The sequence below is a fragment of the Streptomyces sp. GD-15H genome, assembly GCF_045291515.1.
GTDB lineage: Bacteria > Actinomycetota > Actinomycetes > Streptomycetales > Streptomycetaceae > Streptomyces.
This window is the reverse complement of sequence record NZ_CP149447.1, coordinates 6,986,320-7,007,765: the sequence shown is the minus strand read 5'-3', so window position 1 is coordinate 7,007,765 and position 21,446 is coordinate 6,986,320. Positions and strand designations below refer to the sequence as shown.

Genomic DNA, 21,446 nt, shown 5'->3' with positions numbered 1-21,446 from the left:
AGGACGGCCGGCCGTGTACGACGCTCAACAGACGGGGGACGAGCCGCGGCAGCATGCGCCCGATGCTGCCACGCCCGCCCCCGGCCCACGCGTCGTCCGGGTCCGTCAGGGGCCGTCGGGGTCCGAGCGGTTGAGGGCGGACCTGGGGGCCGGCCCCGCCGCCATCAGGTAGTCCGCGGCCGAGGTGTCCGTCACCAGGCTGGTGACGAGCCCGGAGCGCAGCACCGCGTCGATGGCGGGGCCCTTGCGCTGCCCGCCGGCGATCGCGACGACCTCGGGCACCCGGCGGAGCTGGTCGGTCTTGACCGTGATGCACCGCTCGCCCAGGTCGCGGCCGACCCGGCGCCCGTCGGAGTCGAAGAGATGGGCGGACATCTCGGCGGCGACACCGAGCGAGGCGTAGTGCGCACGCTCCTCGTCCGTGAGCATGTCGTGCACCGTCGAGATGCCCGGCTCCCACGATCCGATGGAGACACAGGCGACCGTGACCTTGTCGAAGTACTCGAAGGCCCGCGCGATGCCCGTCTGGTGGCGCAGCGCCTGAGCGGTGGCCGCGTCCGGCAGCAGCATCGGCGCGTAGATGGGGTGGGCGTCGCCGCCCGACACCTGCGCGGCCCGCCGTACGGCCTCCACCGAGCCGCGCTCGGCGGTCCCGGCGTCGTACACACCCGTCAGCTGCACGACCGTGCAGGGCGGCAGCCGGTCCAGGGCCGCCGCCATGTGGATGGTGGACCGGCCCCAGGCCAGGCCCAGCACATCACCTTCGTCGACCAGTTCGCCGAGCAGGTCGGCGGCCACCTCCCCGAGGTTCTCGGGGTCGGGTGTCTCCGCGGCCTCGGCCGGGGACTCCACCACGACGGCGTGCCGCAGGCCGTAGCGGGCACGCAGCGCGTCGGAGCGCTCCGCGTCCAGCTCGGCGGGCACACGGATCTCGATGCGCACGAGATCCCGTTCGAGGGCGGTCTCCAGGACCCGGGCCACCTTGAAGCGGCTGACGCCGAACTCCTCGGCGATCTGGATCTTGGATTTGCCCTCGAGGTAGAAGCGGCGGGCCATGGCCGCCGCCTGCACCAGCTCAGCGGGTCCCATCCGCATGGCTGAACGGCCCGCCGCCGACATACCCGACACGGCGTTCTCCTCACTGCTGTTCACACTCTGGATTCGCCGTTCATCCTCGCAGATCCGGCGCGGTCGATCAGCCCTGCTGAAAGCCGTTCACGTTCTCGTGGCTCAGTGGCCGCATGCCCAGGACGCCTTGCCCGTGGCGGCCTCGGCCTGGTGGCGCAGTGCGCGTACCGCCTCGGCCGGGTCCGCCGCCCCGTACACGGCGGATCCCGCGACGAAGACGTCGGCGCCGGCGTCGGCGCACTGCTCGATGGTGGACGCCGAGACCCCGCCGTCGACCTGCAGCCAGAGCTCCAGGCCGTGCTTGCTGATCAGCTCGCGGGTGCGGCGGATCTTCGGCAGCATGATGTCGAGGAATGCCTGGCCCCCGAAGCCCGGCTCGACCGTCATGATCAGCAGCATGTCGAGCTCGGGAAGCAGGTCCTCGTACGGCTCGATGGGGGTCGCGGGCCTCAGGGCCATGGAGGCCCGCGCCCCCTTGGCCCGGATCTCGCGGGCCAGCCGCACCGGCGCGGCGGCCGCCTCGACGTGGAAGGTGACGGAACCGGCCCCCGCCTCAACGTACTGGGGCGCCCATCGATCGGGGGCCTCGATCATCAGGTGGCAGTCCAGCGGGGTGTCCGTCGCACGGGCGAGCGACTCCACGACCGGCACACCGAGCGTGAGGTTCGGGACGAAGTGGTTGTCCATGACGTCGACGTGGAGCCAGTCGGCTCCCGCGACCGCCCGCGCCTCGTCCGCGAGGCGGGCGAAGTCGGCGGACAGAATACTGGGGTTGATCTGCGCGGCCATGCACCAAGCCTGCCATGCCCTCCAGGGGTTGACGGCATCGGTCGGGTACCAATGCGGTCGCGTGCGGACCGCGGGCCCTCCGCGACCGGGCGCGCGGTCGCCCGCGCGGTCCGCGTCCGGCCGCTCGGTCCGGTGTTCGAACGGCCGCTTCGGGGCGAGGGTCAGCCGGTCCGGCGGATGAGCGCCAGATACATGGCGTCGGTTCCGTGCAGATGCGGCCACAGCTGTACGTCGGGGCCCTCGCCCAGCTCCGGAACTCCGGGCAGCAGCGGCCGGGCGTCGAGAAGCTCGGTGTCCGGGAACTGTTTGAGCAGGTCGGCGACCACGGCCCTGGTCTCGGCCAGGTGCGGCGAGCAGGTGGCGTAGCCGACGACACCGCCGACCCGTACGGATTCCAGGGCGCCGCGCAGCAGCCCGCGCTGCAGCGGGGCGAAGCCGTCCAGGTCGTCCGGCCGACGGCGCCAGCGCGCCTCGGGCCGGCGGCGCAGGGCGCCGAGCCCGGTGCACGGCACATCGACCAGCACCCGGTCGAAGCTGCCCGGCCGCCACGGCGGCCGGGTCCCGTCGGCGGCGACGACCTGGTACGGCCCGGGGTTCCCGGCCAGCGCCTTCGCGACCAGTCCGGCCCGGTGCGGCTGCTTTTCGGAGGCCAGCAGGGCGGCTCCCCGCTCGGCGGCGAGCGCGGCGAGCAGCGCGGCCTTGCCACCGGGGCCGGCGCAGCCGTCCAGCCACCTGTGGTCCGGCCCGTCCAGCGGAGCGTTGGCGACGGCGAGCGCGACGAGCTGACTGCCCTCGTCCTGCACCCCGGCCCGGCCGTCCGCCACGGCCGGTATCGCGCCCGGCTCGCCGCCTTCGCTCAGCCGGACCGCGTACGGCGACCAGCGTCCCGGGAGGGCGGCCTCCTCGCCGAGCAGTTCCTCGGTGGTGGCGCGCCCGGGACGGGCGACCAGGGTCACCTCGGGCCGCTCGTTGTCCGCCCGCAGCAGGTCCTCGATGCCGGCGCGGCCGCCGCCGAGGGAGTCCCACAGCGCGGAGACGACCCAGCGCGGGTGCGAGTGCACGACGGCGAGGTGGTCCTCGGGGTCCTCGTCGTAGGGCGGCGCGACCCGCTCCAGCCAGCCGTCGAGATCGTGCTGCGCGACCTTGCGCAGCACGGCGTTGACGAACTTGGCCCGCCCGTCGCCGAGCACCACGCGCGCGAGGTCGACGGAGGCGGAGACGGCGGCATGCGTGGGGATCCGGGTCCCGAGCAGCTGGTGCGTGCCCAGGCCGAGCACGTCCAGCACGGGTGGGTCCACCTCCCGCAGCGGCCGGTCGACGCAGGCCGCGACGACCGCGTCGTACGTGCCCTGCCGGCGCAGTGTCCCGTACACCAGCTCGGTGGCGAGCGCCGCGTCCCGGGCGTCGAAGTCACCGCCCTCGCGCGCCCTGCGTAGCAGCGGCGGCAGGACGAGGTTGGCGTAGGCGTCCCGCTCGTCCACGGCCCGCAGGGCCTCGAAGGCGAGGACGCGGACGGGGTCCTTCTTGGGCCGACGGTAGGGCTTGCCGGGTTTGCGGGGCCGACGGGGCTGGTCGCTCACGAAAAGGTGCTCCGGGTGTGGGATGAAGTGCGCGGTCCAGCCTACGTTGTCGAGGTGGGGCCGGGGTGGGGACGGGTCTCGCGGCGTCAGGCGCCGACCGTCTCCTCCGCGCCGATCCGCGCGCCGCGTGCCCAGTCCGCCGCCCGCATCGGCTTCTTGCCCTGGGCCTGCACCCACAGCAGCTCCACGGCGTGCGAACCGGTGCCGACGTACACGTTGTTCTTGCCCGCGGCCACCCGGCCCGGGGCGAGGTCCGTGCGGTCGGGGGCGGGGACGACCTGGACGAGCTTGAGCCGCTCGCCCCGGAAGGTGGTCCAGGCACCGGGCGCGGGAGTGCAGCCGCGCACGATCCGGCCGACGCGCAGGGCCGGGGCGTTCCAGTCGACGTGGGCGTCCTCCACGGAGACCTTCGGGGCGAGGGTGATCCCGTCGGCGGGCTGCGGTACGGCCTTCAGGGTGCCGTCCTCGATGCCGTCCATGGTCGCGGCGAGCAGCCCGGCACCGGCGAAGGCGAGCCGGGTGAGCAGGTCGCCGCTGGTGTCGGTGGGGCGGATCTCCTCGGTGACGGTGCCGTAGACCGGCCCGGAGTCGAGCCCCTCCTCGATGAGGAAGGTGGACGCGCCGGTGATCTCGTCCCCCGCCATGACGGCGTGCTGCACGGGCGCCGCACCTCGCCAGGCGGGCAGCAACGAGAAGTGCAGGTTGACCCAGCCCCGCTCCGGGATCTCGAGGGCGGCCCGGGGCAGCAGGGCGCCGTAGGCGACGACGGGGCAGCAGTCGGGGGCGATCTCGCGCAGCCGCTCCAGGAACTCCGGGTCCCGGGGCTTCCCGGGCCTGAGCACCTCGATCCCGGCTTCCCGCGCCCGCTCGGCGACCGGGGAGGCCACCAGCCTGCGGCCCCGCCCGGCTGGCGCGTCGGGCCGGGTGACGACGGCGGCCACCTCGTGCCGCTCCGAAGCGAGAAGAGCGTCCAGGGCGGGAACGGCGACCTCGGGGGTACCGGCGAAGACGAGCTTCATGGAGTGGTTCGGGCCTCTCGGGCGGGGACGGATGCGGGCAGCGCACCAGTCTATGGGGGGGCGACGCGTCGGACGAAGCCGAGGCATACGCTCCCGCACGGGGGCGTACGCATATGCCGCCGCGCCCCCACCCCGTGACCCCGGGGGCGAATCCGCGTTGGTCAAGAAAGAGTTGACCGCATCGGGCCGGACGTGGCCCATTCCTTTCAACGCCGGTTCGAGAGGCTTGTTCATGGCCGACCACGCAACCCACGACGCCCAGGCTCGCGCCAGCCTGCACTTGCTGGTGCGGGACATCGAGCGGGTCCGCCGGCAGGTGGACGCACTGCGCACGCTCACCGCCCAGTTGGGCAACGTCTACCGCCCGCGCCGCTCCGGTTCCTCCAGGGGTTTCGTCGTCTACGGACGTGCCCCGGCTCCGACGGTCCGTCTCGCCCAGGAACTGCGGGACAGCGTCGAGACCCTGGTCACCGCGGCCGTCGACTTCGACCGCTCGCTGGGCTTCTCGTGGGACTCGGTGGGCTCCGCGCTGGGCGTCACCAAGCAGGCGGTACACCGCCGCTACGGCGCCCGCCGTGCGGCGGTCGCCCAGAGCGCCCCGACCGCGGAGGCGGAGCGCACCGCGGAGCCGTCGGGGACCCGCACGGTCAACGTGGGCGCCGGGGTCTCCACCGTGCCGACGGTCCCGGCCGCCCGTTCCATGCCGACCCAGCCCACAGCGAGCAGCTCGTCCCTCCGCAACGACCCCCGTCCCACGGCGTTCCCCGGCCCCACCACCTTCCCGGGCCCCCGCAACGGCTGACCGACGGTCGCGCAGCGCCGTTCAGCCGATGTCGGGTGGGTCGATCCGTACCCATACCGGTGTGTCGCCCCCGCGGGCCATGCGCGCCGCCTGGGCCGACTTCAGGGCGCCGGTGAGCGCCGCTCCCCTGCCCGGGGGTACCCGGATCAGCGCCCGCTCCCAGGGGTCCCCGGGCGGCGGACCGCCTGGTCGCCGGGGGCGGCCGACGGAGGTGACGGGCAGCGGGACGGGTCCCAGCACCTCCGCCTCCCCCGGCAGTTCGGCCGCGCGGAGAAACTCCGCCACGGCCTCCCCCGGCCCCGACACGGCCGCCATCCGCGACACCGGCGGAAAGCCCAGCTCGGCCCGCTCGCTCAGCTCCCGCACCGCGTGCCCGACCGGGTCCCACCGCACCAGCGCCTGCACGGGCCGCAGCGTCGGCTCGGCGACCACCACCACCGTGCCGCCGGCCGCCTGCGGACGCACCAGCGCCGCCGCACCGATCCACCGGCGCAGCGCGTCCTCCCCGGCCCGCAGATCGGGCCGGCCCAGCATCGCCCATCCGTCCAGCAGCAGCGCCGCCGCGTAGCCGCCCTCCGCGACCGGCTCGGCCCCGGGTGTGCTCACCACCAGCGCGGGCGCGCCCGGCACCGTGTCCAGCACATGCTCGCGCCCGGAGGTGCGCACCGGCACGGCGGGGAAGGCCCGCCCCAGCTCCTCGGCGGTCCGCCGAGCCCCCACCACCTGGGCCCGCAGCCGGAACCCGCCGCACTCCGGGCAGTGCCAGCCGGCCTCCTCACGCCCGCACCACCCGCACCGCAGGTCGCCGGCGCCGGGCGCCTCCAGTGGCCCCGAGCAGTGCCGACACCGCGCCGGGGTACGGCAGTCGGCGCATGCCATCCGGGGGACGTAGCCGCGCCGGGGCACCTGTACGAGCACCGGCCCGTGCCGCAGCCCCTCCCTGACGGTCTGCCAGGCGAGCGTCGGCAGCCGGGCGGCGCGGGCGGCCTCGTCCCGCGCGAGGTCCCCGTCACCGACGGTCCGCACCAGCGGCGCGGCGGCCCGTACCCGGTCCCTCCCGGCGACCAGTGGTCCGGCCCAGCCGGTCTCGACCAACTGGGCGGCCTCCACCGTGCAGCTCCAGCTCCCCAGCAGGAAGCCGCACTTGTCCTGCGCCGCCCGCAGCAGCAGCACCTCACGCGCGTGGGGCTGCGGGGCGTGCTGCTCGCTGTGGCTGTCGTCGCCGTCGTCCCAGAGCGCGACCAGCCCGAGGTTCTGGACGGGCGCGAACATCGCCGCCCGAGTACCGATCACGGCGCGCACGGACCCCCGCCGCACGGCGAGCCACTGCGCGTACCGCTTCTCGGGTCCGGCGTCGGCGGTCAGTACGGCATGCCGCCCCTTGTCCAGGAGCTCGGTGAGCGCGGCGTCGACGCGGGCGACGGTCCGTCCGTCCGGCAGGACGACCAGCGCGCCGCGGCCGGAGGCCAGCGTCGCCGCGACGGCACGGGCCAGCTCCTCACTCCAGAGCGGTCCGGGCAGCGCGTTCCACACGGCGCGCGGAGCGCCGCCGGAGGCCAGCGACCGGAGGAAGGCCTCCCCCTGTTCGTACCGGTCCCAGGAGCCCGGCTCGGGTGCCGGGGGCGGCGGCGCGGGGTCGGGCGAGGGCCGCCGCTCGGCACGGGCGTTGCGCGGCGGCACGGCTAGCTGAAGCACGTCGGCGAGGCTGCCCGCGTACCGGTCGGCGACCGCGCGGGCCAGCCCCAGCAGCTCCTCACCGAGGACCCGCTCGGGCGAGACCACCTGGGCGAGGGCGGCCAACGGTCCCGAGTAGTCGGACTCGGCGAGCCTCTCGACGAGGAAGCCGTCGATCAGCCCCCCGCCCTCGCGGCGTCCCTCCCGTACGCGGTGCCGGCCAGCCGAACCGCACGCGTACCCGGACGCCCGGCTGCGCGTCGGCGTCGAGTTCCTCGGGCACCGCGTAGTCGAAGTACCGGTCGAGGTGCAGCACGCCCTTGTCGACCAGGACGCGCGCGACCGGCAGTTCCTTGGCGAGCGCGGCGCCCCGCCAGGTCCGCGGCTTGGCCCGGGACGTGTCCGCCTTGCGCACGGTCTCGCGGATGAGCGCGAGCTGCTCCGGCGGAGCACCCCGCGCTCCGCCGTCCGCCTGCCCGTTCTCGCTGCTCACGCATGCATTCTTACCAAACGCGACTGACAACCGGCGGCGTTCCCGCCGCCGGGAACGCCGCCGAGGCCCGGCGTCCCCTCAGGGACGCCGGGCCTCGGCGGACGTGCCATGGGTGCGGGCGTGCGGTCTACAGACCCGCCGCCTTGCGCAACGCGTCCACGCGATCGGTGCGCTCCCAGGTGAAGTCGGGCAGCTCACGGCCGAAGTGGCCGTAGGCGGCGGTCTGGGAGTAGATCGGGCGGAGCAGGTCCAGGTCGCGGATGATGGCAGCCGGACGGAGGTCGAACACGTCCTCGATCGCCCGCTCGATCAGCTCGGTGTCGACCTTGGCTGTGCCGAAGGTCTCCACGAACAGACCGACCGGCTCGGCCTTGCCGATGGCGTACGCCACCTGGACCTCGCAGCGGGCGGCCAGGCCGGCCGCGACCACGTTCTTGGCGACCCAGCGCATCGCGTACGCCGCCGAACGGTCCACCTTGGAGGGGTCCTTGCCGGAGAAGGCGCCGCCGCCGTGCCGGGCCATACCGCCATAGGTGTCGATGATGATCTTGCGGCCGGTGAGGCCCGCGTCGCCCATCGGCCCGCCGATCTCGAAACGGCCGGTGGGGTTGACCAGCAGACGGTATCCCTCGGTGTCCAGCTTGATGCCGTCGTCCAGCAGCGCCTTCAGCTCCGGCTCCACGACGAACTCGCGGATGTCGGGGGCGAGCAGCGACTCGAGGTCGATGTCGGAGGCGTGCTGGGAGGAGACGACGACGGTGTCGAGGCGGACCGCCTTGTCGCCGTCGTACTCGATGGTGACCTGGGTCTTGCCGTCCGGGCGCAGGTAGGGGATCGTGCCGTTCTTGCGCACGTCGGACAGGCGCTTGGACAGGCGGTGCGCGAGGAAGATCGGCAGCGGCATCAGCGTCGGCGTCTCGTCCGTCGCGTAGCCGAACATCAGGCCCTGGTCTCCGGCGCCCTGCCGGTCCAGCTCGTCCGCTTCTTCCCCTGCGGAGGCGCCCGCCACCCGGGACTCGTACGCGGTGTCGACCCCCTGCGCGATGTCCGGGGACTGGGCCCCGATCGACACCGACACGCCGCAGGAGGCACCGTCGAAGCCCTTCTTCGAGGAGTCGTAGCCGATCTCCAGGACCTTCTCCCGCACCAGCTGCGGGATCGGCGCGTAAGCCTTGGTCGTGACCTCTCCGGCCACGTGCACCAGGCCGGTGGTGATCAGGGTCTCGACGGCGACGCGCGAGTTCGGGTCCTCGCGGAGCAGTGCGTCAAGAATGGTGTCGCTGATCTGGTCAGCGATCTTGTCGGGGTGACCCTCGGTCACGGACTCCGAGGTGAAGAGACGACGGGACACAACGCTCCCTGGGGTTGCAGCGGCTGCTGGCTGATCATTGGCGGACGGCGGGGGCTGCACCTCACGCCGTCCGTGGAACAGCTTATCTGTCGCGCCTCGCCACGGGGCCCCCTGTCTCGCCTCTCGGGAGCGCCGTGACCTGAGGCACGGGCATTCTGCCCATGCGGAGGCAGGTTGACCAGAGGCGCCACACCCCGACGGGCGGCATTTCCGCCCCGTACACCGGATGTTTCCGTTCAGCCCAGGCGTCCGGCCACCAGGTCCCAGACCGTGTCGGCCAGGGCTTCCTTGGGGCCGTGTGCGACGGACGTCTCGCTGCCGTCGGCCCCCAGCACCACCGCCTCGTTCTCCTCTGAGCCGAACGTCTTGCGCTCGCCGACCTCGTTCACCACGAGCAGATCGCAGCCCTTGCGCTTCAGCTTGGCGCGGCCGTTGGCGAGTACGTCGTCCGTCTCCGCGGCGAAGCCCACGATCACCTGTCCGGGGCGGGCCCGGTCGGCGGAGATCTCGGCGAGGATGTCCGGGTTGCGTACCAGGGTGAGGGGCTCGGGCTCCTGGCCGTCCTTCTTCTTGATCTTGCCGGCCGCGTAGGCCGCGGGCCGGAAGTCGGCGACGGCGGCGGCCATGACCACCGCGTCGGCGTCGGCGGCGGCGCGCAGCACTTGCTCACGCAGCTCCACGGCGGTCCCGACGGGGACGACGTCGACCCCCGCGGGGTCGGGCAGGGAAGCGTTGGCGGCGATCAGCGTGACGCGTGCGCCCCGCGCGGCGGCGGTACGGGCAAGGGCGTAGCCCTGCTTGCCGGAGGAGCGGTTGCCGAGGAAGCGGACCGGGTCGAGGGGCTCGCGGGTGCCACCGGCGCTGACCACGACGTGCCGGCCCGTGAGGTCGGGCTCGGCCGCACCCCGGGCCGTCACCCGGCGGCAGACCTCGAAGATCTCGCCGGGGTCGGGCAGCCGGCCCTTGCCGGTGTCCACGCCGGTGAGCCGGCCGACCGCCGGTTCGATGACGACGGCACCGCGCCGGCGCAGGGTCGCCACGTTCTCCCGGGTGGCCGGGTGCTCCCACATCTCGGTGTGCATGGCGGGGGCGAAGACCACCGGGCAGCGGGCGGTGAGCAGGGTGTTGGTGAGGAGGTCGTCGGCCAGGCCGTGGGCCGCCTTCGCCAGGATGTCCGCGGTGGCCGGGGCGACGACCACCAGGTCGGCGTGCTGCCCGATACGGACGTGCGGTACCTCGTGGACGTCGTCCCAGACCTCGGTCGTGACCGGGTTCCCGGAGAGCGCGGACCAGGTGGCGGCGCCGACGAAGTGCAGCGCGGAGGCGGTGGGGACGACACGCACGTCGTGCCCCGACTCCGTCAGCCGCCTGAGCAGCTCACAGGCCTTGTACGCGGCGATGCCGCCGGTGACGCCCAGAACGACCTTCGGCTTGTCCACGTCTCTCCCCGGATACTCGGCTCCCGTGCGCGCCTCGGACGGGCGCACACCCCTCATGCTGCACCACCGCGGGGCACGGGCCCCCACGCCCCCCACAAGACCACAGGCCCGGCAGCTGTGCTGCCGGGCCTGTGGAGAAGTCGGTTGAGAGCCACTGATACGACGTTGCGACCGCGGTACCGAATGACTGTACGACTGTGCGACTTACTGAACGGGGCCTTCGACGGCCTCGGAGGTCAGCAGTCCCGCGTTGATCTCGCGCAGGGCGATCGAGAGCGGCTTCTCGTGGACGTGGGTGTCGACGAGGGGACCGACGTACTCGAGGAGCCCTTCACCGAGCTGCGAGTAGTACGCGTTGATCTGGCGAGCCCGCTTGGCCGCGTAGATCACGAGGCTGTACTTCGAGTCCGTGGCCTCGAGGAGCTCGTCGATCGGCGGGTTGATGATGCCCTCGGGCGTGGAGATGGAAGAGGACACGCTCTACCTTCCGATGGATGGGAAAGATGGGTGCAGATGAGGTCTGCGCGATCGTGGGACGACCGATGAGGAAACACTGACGATCACACGACGTTCATCAAGGCTAGCAGCTCGCGAGCCACGTCCTCGACGGAGGTGTTGACCAGGGTCGTGTCGAACTCCGGCTCGGCGGCCAGTTCGATCTTCGCGGCCTCCAGCCGACGCGCGACCACCTCGGGCGACTCGGTGCCCCTGCCCGTGAGCCGGCGCACCAGCTCCTCCCAGGAGGGCGGGGCCAGGAACACCAGCTGGGCCTCGGACATGGACGTGCGGACCTGCCGGGCGCCCTGGAGGTCGATCTCCAGGAGGACGGGCAGGCCCGACTCCAGGTGCTCCAGCACCGCCGCGCGGGGGGTGCCGTAGCGGTTGCCGGCGAACTCGGCCCACTCCAGCAGCTCGCCGTTGGCGATCAGCTTGTCCATCTCGTCGTCGGTGACGAAGAAGTAGTGGACCCCGTGCTGTTCCCCCGGGCGCGGCTTGCGGGTCGTCGCCGACACCGAGAGCCAGACCTCGGGGTGCGCCTTGCGCATATGGGCGACGACCGTGCTCTTGCCGACCCCCGAGGGGCCGGAGAGCACGGTCAGCCGCGGACGTGCGTCCGGGGGTACGGGGGTCGTCCCCGGGGTGTTGCAGCCATGCGGCGATTATTCCAGCAATCCCGGAGTGCCCGGGACACCAGTCCCGGGCTGCCCGGTACTCAGGAGCCGGTACTGCCGAACTCACGCTCCAGGGAGGCGATCTGGTTGGAGCCGAGGCCACGCACGCGGCGGCTCTCGGAGATGCCCAGTCGCTCCATGATCTGCTTGGCGCGGACTTTACCCACGCCCGGCAGGGACTCCAGCAGCGCGGAGACCTTCATCTTGCCGATGACGTCATTCTCCTGACCCTGCTTGATGACCTCGTGGAGGGAGGCACCGGAGTGCTTGAGTCGATTCTTGACCTCGGCCCGCTCCCGGCGAGCCGCGGCGGCCTTTTCGAGCGCGGCTGCGCGCTGTTCAGGGGTAAGGGGCGGAAGAGCCACGCCTACGTCACCTCGGATGTCGAACTGTCGGATACGGACCGGTGAGGAACCTAGTCGCCCCACACCTGGGAGCCACGGACAACACGCTTGCCCGTTCTCCCCCACTGCCTTGAGGGCGTGGGAGGTGCCCCCACTCGTCGGAGACTAGCGGCCAACTCCGCCAGAGTCAGCGAGAACAGCGGAAAAGTCCAGGTCAGCCTTAACCAGGATGGACATTGAGAACAAATTACCCCGGATTTGTCGCCGTATCCAAGCCTCGGCAGGCTGCTACTTCCCTCGTCGGAGGCTCAGGCCGATGTCACGGCCGTCCTGATCTCCTCCGCGAACCGCTCCGCGGCGTCACGCAGCGCGGCCACATCGGCACCGTGGCGCAACACGCCCCGGCTCACGTTCGGCACGACATTGCGCACCGCCTTCCCGAAGACCGCCGGGAGGTCCGCCGCCGTGGCCCCCTGGGCACCGATGCCGGGCGCGAGAAGCGGACCGTTGATGTCCAGGTCGTACGACGACAGGTCGCCGAGCGTCGCGCCGACCACCGCGCCGAAGGACCCCAGGGGCACCTCCCCCGCGTTCTCGGCGGCCAGGTGACCGAGCACGGTCGCCGCGACGCTGCGCCCGTCGGGGCGCACCGCGTGCTGCACCTCGCCGCCCTCCGGGTTGGAGGTCAGCGCCAGGACGAACAGTCCCGCCCCGTTCTCCCGGGCCGTCTTCACCGCCGGGCTCAGCGAGCCGTAGCCGAGGTACGGGGAGACGGTCAGCGCGTCCGAGAACAGCGGGGAGTCCCGGTGCAGGAAGGACTCGGCGTAGGCCGCCATGGTCGAGCCGATGTCGCCGCGCTTGGCGTCCATGACGACCAGCGCGCCGGCCTCCCGCGCCTCGGCGACCGACCTCTCCAGTACCGCGATGCCGCGTGAGCCGAAGCGCTCGAAGAACGCGCTCTGCGGCTTGAGCACGGCGACCCGGTCCGCGACCGCCTCGACGACCGTGCGGCTGAACCGCTCCAGACCGGCCACGTCGTCGTTCAGGCCCCACTCGGCGAGCAGGGAGGCGTGTGGGTCGATGCCGACGCACAGCGGGCCGCGCGCTTCCATGGCACGACGCAGGCGCGCGCCGAAGGGGTCGAGTCCGCTCATGCCGTCTTCCTCACGTCGGCGCCCACCGCGTTGGCGAGCGTGCTGTACGGGCTGGTGCGCAGCCGCGCGGCGAGTCCCTTGTGGACGGCACGGCTCCAGAAGGGGCCCTCGTAGATGAGGGCGCTGTAGCCCTGGACCAGCGTGGCGCCGGCCAGGATGCGCTGCCAGGCGTCCTCGGCGTTCTCGATGCCGCCGACTCCGATCAAGGTGATCCGGTCCCCCACGCGCGCGTACAGGCGGCGCAGCACCTCCAGGGAGCGTGCCTTCAGCGGGGCGCCGGACAGGCCCCCGGCCTCCGCGACCAGGGCGGGCTCGGAGGCCAGGGAGAGTTCCGCGCGCGCGATCGTGGTGTTGGTGGCGATGATCCCGTCCAGGCCGAGTTCCACGGCGAGGTCGGCGACCGTGTCGATGTCCGCGTCGGCGAGATCGGGGGCGATCTTGACCAGCAGCGGTACCCGACGGCCGGGGGCGCTGCGGTCGGCGGCCTCTCGGACGGCGCTCAGCAGCGGGCGGAGCCGGTCCGCGGCCTGGAGGTCGCGCAGCCCCGGCGTGTTCGGGGAGGAGACGTTGACCACCAGGTAGTCGGCGTACGGTGCCAGCCGCTCGGCGGACTTCACGTAGTCCGCGACGGCCTCGTCCTCCGGCACCGCCTTGGTCTTGCCGATGTTGACGCCCACCACGGTCCGGAAGACGGGTGTGCGGGACGCCAGGCGGGCGGCGACGGCCAGCGAGCCCTCGTTGTTGAATCCCATGCGGTTGATCAGTGCCCGGTCCGGCACCAGCCGGAACAGCCGCTTCCCGGGGTTGCCGGGCTGCGGTTCCCCGGTCACCGTGCCGATCTCGACATGGTCGAAGCCGAGCATCGCCATCCCGTCGACGCCGACCGCGTTCTTGTCGAAGCCGGCGGCGAGTCCGAAGGGGCTGTGCAGACGGAGCCCGAAGGCCTCGGTGCGCAGTTCCTTGATGCGGGGGGCGAGCACGGCGGCGACGAAGGTGCGCAGCACGGGGATGCCCGCGACGCGGCGGATCCAGCGGAAGGCCAGTCGGTGGGCCCGCTCCGGGTCCATCCGTTGGAAGAGCAGACGGAAGAAGTACGTGTACATCGGGGGTCCTGTCCCAGGTGGTCCTCATGAAGAGGGGGACACCGTCCGACGGTGTCCCCCTCCCGGCCGCTAGTCGCGGGCCGCTGTCAGATGGTGCGCGTGTTCCTGGAGCGAGCGGACGCCCACCTCGCCGCGGTTGAGGGCGTCGATGCCCTGGACCGCCGCGGCGAGCGCCTGGACCGTCGTCAGGCACGGCACGGACCGCGCCACCGCGGCCGTGCGGATGTCGTAGCCGTCGAGACGGCCGCCGGTGCCGTACGGCGTGTTGACGATGAGGTCGACCTCGCCGTCGTGGATCAGCTGGACGATGGTCTTCTCTCCGTTCGGACCGGTGCCCTCGGACTGCTTGCGCACCACGGTGGCGTTGATGCCGTTGCGCTTGAGGACCTCGGCGGTGCCGGAGGTGGCGAGCAGTTCGAAGCCGTGGGCGACCAGCTCGCGCGCGGGGGAGATCATCAAGCGCTTGTCCCGGTTGGCGACCGAGATGAAGGCGCGGCCCCTGGTGGGCAGCGGCCCGTAGGCGCCGGCCTGTGACTTGGCGTAGGCCGTGCCGAAGACGGAGTCGATGCCCATGACCTCGCCGGTGGAGCGCATCTCCGGGCCGAGGACCGTGTCGACGCCGCGGCCGTGGATGTCGCGGAAGCGTGACCACGGCAGGACGGCCTCCTTGACGGAGATCGGCGCGTCCAGGGGCAGCGTGCCGCCGTCCCCCTGGGCGGGGAGCAGGCCCTCCGCGCGGAGTTCGGCGACGGTCGCGCCGAGGGAGATCCGGGCGGCCGCCTTGGCCAGTGGCACCGCGGTCGCCTTCGAGGTGAAGGGGACGGTGCGGGAGGCGCGCGGGTTGGCTTCCAGGACGTAGAGGATGTCGCCGGACAGCGCGAACTGGATGTTGATCAGGCCGCGCACCCCGACCCCGCGTGCGATGCTCTCGGTGGAGGCGCGCAGCCGCTTGATGTCGAAGCCGCCGAGCGTGATCGGGGGCAGGGCGCACGCCGAGTCGCCGGAGTGGATGCCGGCCTCCTCGATGTGCTCCATGACACCACCGAGGTAGAGCTCCTCGCCGTCGTACAGCGCGTCGACGTCGATCTCGACCGCGTCGTCGAGGAATCGGTCGACCAGCACCGGCCGGGAGGGGCTGATCTCGGTCGACTCGGCGATGTACGACTCGAGGCGGGTCTCGTCGTAGACGATCTCCATACCGCGTCCGCCGAGCACGTAGGACGGGCGCACGAGAACCGGATAGCCGATCTCGTCGGCGATGGTCTTGGCCTCGGCGAAGGTGGTGGCGGTGCCGTGTTTGGGGGCCGGCAGGCCGGCCTCCTGGAGGACACGGCCGAAGGCCCCTCGGTCCTCGGCGGCGTGGATGGCCTCGGGGGGCGTGCCGACGATCGGCACGCCGTTGTCCTTCAGCGCCTGGGCCAGGCCCAGCGGGGTCTGGCCGCCGAGCTGGACGATCACACCCGCGATCGGTCCGGCCTGCTGCTCCGCGTGGACGATCTCCAGGACGTCCTCCAGCGTGAGCGGCTCGAAGTAGAGCCGGTCGGAGGTGTCGTAGTCGGTGGAGACGGTCTCCGGGTTGCAGTTGACCATCACGGTCTCGTACCCGGCGTCGCTCAGCGCGAAGGAGGCGTGGACGCAGGAGTAGTCGAACTCGATGCCCTGGCCGATGCGGTTCGGGCCGGAGCCCAGGATGATCACCGCGGGCTTCTCGCGCGGGGCGACCTCGGTCTCCTCGTCGTAGGAGGAGTAGAAGTACGGCGTGTCCGCGGCGAACTCGGCGGCGCAGGTGTCGACCGTCTTGTAGACCGGGCGGATGCCCAGTGCGTGCCGGACCTCGCGGACGACGTCCGCGCGCAGGCCGCGGATCTCGCTGATCTGCTCGTCGGAGAAGCCGTGCCGCTTTGCCTCGGCGAGCAGGTCCCGGGTCAGCTCGGGCGCCTCGGCGATCTCGTCGGCGATCTCCTTGAGGAGGAAGAGCTGGTCGACGAACCAGGGATCGATCTTGGTGGCGTCGAAGACCTCCCGGGGGGTGGCTCCCGCGCGGATGGCCTGCATGACGGCGTTGATGCGGCCGTCGGTCGGGCGGATCGCCTCGTCGAGGCGGAGCGCCTTGTCACCCGGGTCGCCCACGAAGGTGAACCGGCTGCCCTTCTTCTCCAGCGAGCGCAGCGCCTTCTGGAGGGCCTCGGTGAAGTTGCGGCCGATCGCCATGGCCTCGCCGACCGACTTCATGGTGGTGGTGAGGGTGGAGTCGGCGCTCGGGAACTTCTCGAAGGCGAACCGCGGGGCCTTGACGACGACGTAGTCGAGGGCCGGCCGAAGGAGGCCGGGGTCTCCCGCGTGATGTCGTTGGGGATCTCGTCGAGGGTGTAGCCCACGGCGAGCTTCGCGGCGATCTTGGCGATCGGGAAACCGGTCGCCTTGGAGGCCAGCGCCGAGGAGCGTGACACGCGCGGGTTCATCTCGATGACGATGATGCGCCCGTCCTCGGGGTTCACCGCGAACTGGATGTTGCAGCCGCCGGTGTCGACGCCGACCTCACGGATGACGGCGATGCCGATGTCCCGCAGGATCTGGTACTCGCGGTCGGTCAGCGTCATCGCGGGCGCGACGGTGATCGAGTCGCCGGTGTGCACGCCCATGGGGTCGAAGTTCTCGATGGAGCAGACGACCACGACGTTGTCGTGCTTGTCGCGCATCAGCTCCAGCTCGTACTCCTTCCAGCCGAGGATGGACTCCTCCAGGAGCACCTCGGTGGTGGGCGACAGGGTGAGGCCCTGTCCGGCGATGCGGCGCAGTTCGTCCTCGTCGTGGGCGAAGCCGGAGCCGGCGCCGCCCATGGTGAAGGACGGGCGGACGACGACCGGATAGCCGCCGAGCTGGTCGACGCCGGCGACGACCTGGTCCATGGTGTGGCAGATGACCGAGCGGGCGGACTCCCCGTGTCCGATCTTCTTGCGGACCTCCTCCACGACGTCCTTGAAGAGGTCGCGGTCCTCGCCCTTGTTGATGGCCTCCACGTTGGCGCCGATCAACTCGACGCCGTACTTCTCCAGGACGCCGTTCTCGTGCAGGGAGATCGCGGTGTTCAGGGCCGTCTGGCCGCCCAGGGTGGGCAGCAGGGCGTCCGGCTGCTCCTTGGCGATGATCTTCTCTACGAACTCCGGGGTGATCGGTTCGACGTAGGTGGCGTCGGCGATCTCCGGGTCGGTCATGATCGTCGCCGGGTTGGAGTTGACCAGGATGACGCGCAGACCCTCGGCCTTCAGCACCCGGCACGCCTGGGTGCCGGAGTAGTCGAACTCGGCGGCCTGGCCGATGACGATCGGGCCGGAGCCGATGACCAGGACGGACTGGATATCGGTGCGCTTAGGCACGCTGGCCCTCCATCAGGGATACGAAGCGGTCGAACAGGTAGGCGGCGTCGTGCGGGCCCGCTGCCGCTTCCGGGTGGTATTGGACGCTGAAGGCCGGTCGGTCGAGCAGGCGAAGCCCCTCCACCACGTTGTCGTTGAGGCAGACGTGGGACACCTCCACACGGCCGAACGGAGTGTCGGAGACCTTGTCGAGCGGGGCGTCGACGGCGAAGCCGTGGTTGTGCGCGGTGATCTCGACCTTGCCGGTCGTACGGTCCTGCACTGGCTGGTTGATGCCGCGGTGGCCGTACTTCAGCTTGTAGGTGCCGAAGCCGAGGGCGCGGCCGAGGATCTGGTTGCCGAAGCAGATCCCGAAGAGCGGGGTGCCGCGCTCCAGGACGCCCCTCATCACGGAGACGGGGTGGTCGGCGGTGGCGGGGTCGCCGGGGCCGTTGGAGAAGAACACCCCGTCGGGGTTGACGGCGTAGACGTCGTCGAGGGTGGCGTTCGCGGGCAGGACGTGCACCTCGATGCCGCGCTGTGTCATGCGCTGGGCGGTCATGCCCTTGATGCCGAGGTCGATCGCGGCGACGGTGAACTTCGCGGTGCCGATGGGAACGGCCGCGCCGTCGGGGCCGACCGCGGGGACGACGTACGCCTCGGTGGTGGCGACCTCGGCGGCGAGGTCGGCGCCCTTCATCTCGGGGGCTTCCCGCACGTCGGCCAGTAGCGCGGCGTCGTCCCGTACGGCGTCGCCGCTGAAGATGCCGACGCGCATGGCGCCCCGTTCACGCAGGTGCCGGGTGAGGGCGCGGGTGTCGATGCCGCTGATGCCGACGACGCCCTGGGCGGCGAGCTCCTCGTCCAGGGCGCGGCGGGAGCGCCAGTTGGACGGCACGCGAGCGGGGTCGCGCACGACGTAGCCGGCGACCCAGATCCGCTGGGACTCGGGGTCGTCGTCGTTGACGCCGGTGTTGCCGACGTGCGGCGCGGTCATCACGACGACCTGGCGGTGGTAGGACGGGTCGGTGAGGGTCTCCTGGTAGCCGGTCATCCCGGTGGAGAACACCGCTTCGCCGAAGGTCTCCCCCACCGCCCCGTAGGCACGGCCGCGGAAGATCCGGCCGTCCTCCAGGACGAGTACGGCGGGAAGCACCTTCTTGCGAGAGGTGGTTCCCCGGGTGGAGGTTGTCATCGTTCGGCGCCTTCCGTCGTGACGTTCGTCTTGCTCATGGAGTTGATGGTCGTGACCCACTCGTTGTGGTCGGCCGCGTGGTCGAAGCGGAAGCCGGAGTCGATCAGCCGCTCGCCGTGTGCCCAGGTGACGACGAGCAGGCCGCCCTCGGTGAGCACTTTGCCGGCGATGCCCTTGTCGAGCCGGGCTCCGCGCAGCGCGCCGACCGGGACGAAGAAGTCGCCGACTCCGGGGCGTACGGCGTCCAGGCCCGCGTCGGTGAGGGTGAGCTCCGCCCGGCTGCGGGTACCCAGTCCGTGCGCCACGATGCGGTCGAGCCACTGACCGGCGGTGGTGGAGCCGTGGTAGCGACCGCTCGCGGTCAGCTTCGCCGGGCCGGGGTCGTCCGGGGCCGTGAGAAGCTCGGGGAGGTCGCTCTGGAGGGTGGCGCGCCACTTCCAGCCCTCGCGCATCAGCCAGTAGACGAGCGCGACGAAGAGAGTGAGTCCGACGACCCAGCCGATCCTGGCCGCCCAGTCGGTCACTTCCGCCGATTGCTTCTCGGCGGCCAGCAGGATTACAGGTGTCACGTGAGCTTCCCGTCGACGAGCGTGGCCGTGCCCCGGAGCCAGGTGTGCGTGACACGGCCCGGCAGCTCGCGACCCTCGTACGGGGTGTTGCGGCTGCGCGAGGCGAAGCCCGCGGGGTCCACGGAACCACGGTATGCCGTGTCGACGAGGGTGAGGTTGGCGGGCTCACCAGCCGAGACGGGGCGGCCGTGGCCCTCGGCCCGTCCGATGCGCGCGGGCGTGAAGGACATCCGGTCGGCGACTTGGGCCCAGTCCAGCAGGCCGGTGTCGACCATCGTGTCCTGAACCACCGACAACGCGGTCTCCAGGCCGACCATGCCCATGGCCGCGGCCGCCCACTCGCAGTCCTTGTCCTCGTGCGGGTGCGGGGCGTGGTCGGTGGCGACGATGTCGATCGTGCCGTCGGCGAGCGCCTCGCGCAGCGCCAGGACGTCCCGCTCGGTCCGCAGCGGCGGATTGACCTTGTAGACCGGGTCGTAGGTGCGCACCAGCTCGTCGGTGAGGAGCAGGTGGTGCGGGGTGACCTCGGCGGTCACGCGGATGCCGCGGGCCTTGGCCCAGCGCACGATCTCGACGCTGCCCGCCGTCGACAGGTGGCAGATGTGGACGCGGGAGCCGACGTGCTCGGCGAGCAGGACGTCCCGGGCGATGATCGCCTCCTCGGCGACGGCGGGCCAGCCGCCCAGGCCCAGTTCGGCGGAGACGACGCCCTCGTTCATCTGGGCGCCCTCGGTCAGCCGGGGCTCCTGCGCGTGCTGGGCGACGACGCCGTCGAATGCCTTCACGTACTCCAGGGCGCGCCGCATGATCACGGCGTCGTGGACGCACTTGCCGTCGTCGGAGAAGACGGTGACGCCGGCCGCGGACTCGTGCATGGCGCCCAGTTCGGCGAGGGTGCTGCCCTCCAGGCCGACGGTGACGGCGCCGATGGGCCGTACGTCGCAGTAGCCGTGTTCCTTGCCGAGCCGCCAGACCTGCTCGACGACGCCGGCGGTGTCGGCGACCGGGAAGGTGTTGGCCATGGCGAACACGGCGGTGTAGCCGCCGCTCGCCGCCGCACGGGTGCCGGTCAGCACGGTCTCGGAGTCCTCGCGGCCCGGTTCACGCAGATGGGTGTGCAGGTCGACCAGGCCGGGCAGCAGCACCTTTCCGGCGGCCTCGACGACCTCGGCGCCCTCGGCGCTCAGTCCGGTGCCGACGGCCGCGACGGTCCCGCCGTCGATCAGCACGTCCCGCGGGTCGCCGCCGAGCACCTTCGCACCGCGGATCAGGGTCTTGCTCATGGTGTTACTTCTCCTCCGTGGGGCGGGTGAGCGCGGGTTCGTTGCCCCCGAGCAGCAGGTACAGGACGGCCATCCGGATGGAGACCCCGTTGGTGACCTGTTCGACGACGGTGCAGCGGTCGGAGTCGGCCACCTCGGCGGTGATCTCCATACCGCGGACCATGGGGCCGGGGTGCATCACGACGGCGTGCTCGGGCATCCGTGCCATGCGGTCGCCGTCGAGGCCGTAGCGTCGTGAGTACTCGCGTTCGGTCGGGAAGAACGCGGCCTTCATGCGCTCGCGCTGTACGCGCAGCATCATCACGGCGTCGGACTTGGGCAGGGTGCGGTCGAGGTCGTAGGAGACCTCGCAGGGCCAGGACCCGATGCCGACCGGCAGCAGGGTCGGCGGGGCGACGAGGGTGACCTCGGCCCCGAGGGTGTGCAGCAGGTCGACGTTGGAGCGGGCGACCCGGCTGTGCAGGATGTCGCCGACGATCGTGATGCGCCTGGCGAGGTCCTGGCCGATCCCGGCGTCCGGGCCGATGAGCCGGCGCCGCATGGTGAAGGCGTCGAGCAGGGCCTGGGTGGGATGCTGGTGGGTGCCGTCGCCGGCGTTGATGACGTGCGCGTCGATCCAGCCGGAGGTGGCCAGCCGGTACGGGGCCCCCGAGGCGCTGTGCCGGATGACGACGGCGTCGACCCCCATGGCCTCCAGGGTCTGCGCGGTGTCCTTGAGGGACTCGCCCTTGGAGACGCTGGACCCCTTGGCCGTGAAGTTGATGACGTCCGCGGACAGCCGCTTCTCGGCGGCCTCGAAGGAGATCCGGGTCCGGGTGGAGTCCTCGAAGAAGAGGTTGACGACGGTCCGGCCGCGCAGGGTCGGTAGTTTCTTGATCGGCCGGTCGGCGACCCGGGCCATCTCCTCGGCGGTGTCGAGGATCAGGACGGCGTCGTCGCGGGTGAGGTCGGCGGCCGAGATGAGATGACGGTGCATCTGTCAGGCTCCGTAAGAC

16 protein-coding genes and 2 pseudogenes are annotated in these 21,446 nt (G+C 71.9%); 1 reads left to right on the top strand and 17 read right to left on the bottom strand.

What is annotated here, in order from left to right:
- Positions 1 to 105: 105 nt before the first annotated feature.
- The 4 genes from WJ438_RS33160 to fmt all read right to left on the bottom strand — a co-directional run bounded on the left by WJ438_RS33160 (position 106) and on the right by fmt (position 4,516).
- Positions 106 to 1,152 (bottom strand): sugar-binding transcriptional regulator, encoded by a 1,047-nt coding sequence (locus WJ438_RS33160; RefSeq protein ID WP_406728477.1) that lies wholly within the window; start codon positions 1,150 to 1,152, stop codon positions 106 to 108.
- Between the two features lie 78 nt (positions 1,153 to 1,230).
- Entirely contained in the window at positions 1,231 to 1,917 is a 687-nt protein-coding gene (gene rpe, locus WJ438_RS33155; protein WP_406728476.1) for a ribulose-phosphate 3-epimerase, read from the bottom strand.
- A 161-nt stretch (positions 1,918 to 2,078) separates the two neighbouring features.
- On the bottom strand, positions 2,079 to 3,497 hold the full coding sequence (locus WJ438_RS33150) for an RsmB/NOP family class I SAM-dependent RNA methyltransferase (protein ID WP_406728475.1): 1,419 nt from the start codon (positions 3,495 to 3,497) through the stop codon (positions 2,079 to 2,081).
- Between the two features lie 86 nt (positions 3,498 to 3,583).
- Complete coding sequence (gene fmt / locus WJ438_RS33145; RefSeq protein WP_406728474.1) at positions 3,584 to 4,516, bottom strand: methionyl-tRNA formyltransferase; 933 nt, start codon at positions 4,514 to 4,516, stop codon at positions 3,584 to 3,586.
- Positions 4,517 to 4,748: 232 nt separating this feature from the next.
- On the opposite strand from fmt, the gene WJ438_RS33140 reads away from it, so the two are divergent.
- Positions 4,749 to 5,318, top strand: coding sequence for a hypothetical protein (locus WJ438_RS33140; RefSeq protein WP_406728473.1), 570 nt, complete (start codon positions 4,749 to 4,751; stop codon positions 5,316 to 5,318).
- A gap of 21 nt (positions 5,319 to 5,339) precedes the next feature.
- On the opposite strand, the pseudogene WJ438_RS33135 reads toward WJ438_RS33140, so the two are convergent.
- The 13 genes and pseudogenes from WJ438_RS33135 to WJ438_RS33075 all read right to left on the bottom strand — a co-directional run bounded on the left by WJ438_RS33135 (position 5,340) and on the right by WJ438_RS33075 (position 21,427).
- Positions 5,340 to 7,485, bottom strand: a pseudogene (locus tag WJ438_RS33135) (primosomal protein N').
- Positions 7,486 to 7,612: 127 nt separating this feature from the next.
- The gene (metK, locus tag WJ438_RS33130; protein ID WP_406728472.1) at positions 7,613 to 8,836 is read right to left on the bottom strand and encodes a methionine adenosyltransferase; all 1,224 of its coding nucleotides are present in this window, start codon (positions 8,834 to 8,836) and stop codon (positions 7,613 to 7,615) included.
- A gap of 236 nt (positions 8,837 to 9,072) precedes the next feature.
- Positions 9,073 to 10,275 (bottom strand): bifunctional phosphopantothenoylcysteine decarboxylase/phosphopantothenate--cysteine ligase CoaBC, encoded by a 1,203-nt coding sequence (coaBC, locus tag WJ438_RS33125; RefSeq protein WP_406728471.1) that lies wholly within the window; start codon positions 10,273 to 10,275, stop codon positions 9,073 to 9,075.
- 204 nt (positions 10,276 to 10,479) lie between these two features.
- A complete protein-coding gene (rpoZ, locus tag WJ438_RS33120) occupies positions 10,480 to 10,752 on the bottom strand; it encodes a DNA-directed RNA polymerase subunit omega (protein ID WP_406728470.1) in 273 nt (90 codons plus the stop codon).
- Positions 10,753 to 10,835: 83 nt separating this feature from the next.
- Positions 10,836 to 11,369 (bottom strand): guanylate kinase, encoded by a 534-nt coding sequence (gmk, locus tag WJ438_RS33115; RefSeq protein ID WP_406728469.1) that lies wholly within the window; start codon positions 11,367 to 11,369, stop codon positions 10,836 to 10,838.
- A 119-nt stretch (positions 11,370 to 11,488) separates the two neighbouring features.
- Entirely contained in the window at positions 11,489 to 11,812 is a 324-nt protein-coding gene (locus WJ438_RS33110; protein ID WP_003977346.1) for an integration host factor, read from the bottom strand.
- A gap of 287 nt (positions 11,813 to 12,099) precedes the next feature.
- Entirely contained in the window at positions 12,100 to 12,945 is an 846-nt protein-coding gene (pyrF, locus tag WJ438_RS33105; protein ID WP_406728468.1) for an orotidine-5'-phosphate decarboxylase, read from the bottom strand.
- Positions 12,942 to 14,048 carry a quinone-dependent dihydroorotate dehydrogenase gene (locus tag WJ438_RS33100; RefSeq protein ID WP_406728467.1) on the bottom strand — a complete coding sequence of 369 codons (1,107 nt, stop codon included), beginning with the start codon at positions 14,046 to 14,048 and terminating at the stop codon, positions 12,942 to 12,944. The genes pyrF and WJ438_RS33100 overlap by 4 nt, the downstream gene beginning before the upstream one ends.
- A gap of 69 nt (positions 14,049 to 14,117) precedes the next feature.
- Positions 14,118 to 17,425 (bottom strand): annotated as a pseudogene (carB, locus tag WJ438_RS33095) (carbamoyl-phosphate synthase large subunit).
- Complete coding sequence (carA, locus tag WJ438_RS33090; RefSeq protein WP_406728466.1) at positions 17,418 to 18,599, bottom strand: glutamine-hydrolyzing carbamoyl-phosphate synthase small subunit; 1,182 nt, start codon at positions 18,597 to 18,599, stop codon at positions 17,418 to 17,420. Before carA ends, carB begins: the two are co-directional and overlap by 8 nt.
- On the bottom strand, positions 18,596 to 19,168 hold the full coding sequence (locus WJ438_RS33085; RefSeq protein ID WP_406728465.1) for a hypothetical protein: 573 nt from the start codon (positions 19,166 to 19,168) through the stop codon (positions 18,596 to 18,598). Before WJ438_RS33085 ends, carA begins: the two co-directional genes overlap by 4 nt.
- Positions 19,165 to 20,451, bottom strand: a complete 1,287-nt coding sequence (locus WJ438_RS33080; RefSeq protein WP_406728464.1) for a dihydroorotase — start codon at positions 20,449 to 20,451, stop codon at positions 19,165 to 19,167. Before WJ438_RS33080 ends, WJ438_RS33085 begins: the two co-directional genes overlap by 4 nt.
- A gap of 4 nt (positions 20,452 to 20,455) precedes the next feature.
- The gene (locus WJ438_RS33075) at positions 20,456 to 21,427 is read right to left on the bottom strand and encodes an aspartate carbamoyltransferase catalytic subunit (RefSeq protein WP_406728463.1); all 972 of its coding nucleotides are present in this window, start codon (positions 21,425 to 21,427) and stop codon (positions 20,456 to 20,458) included.
- Positions 21,428 to 21,446 lie beyond the last annotated feature (19 nt).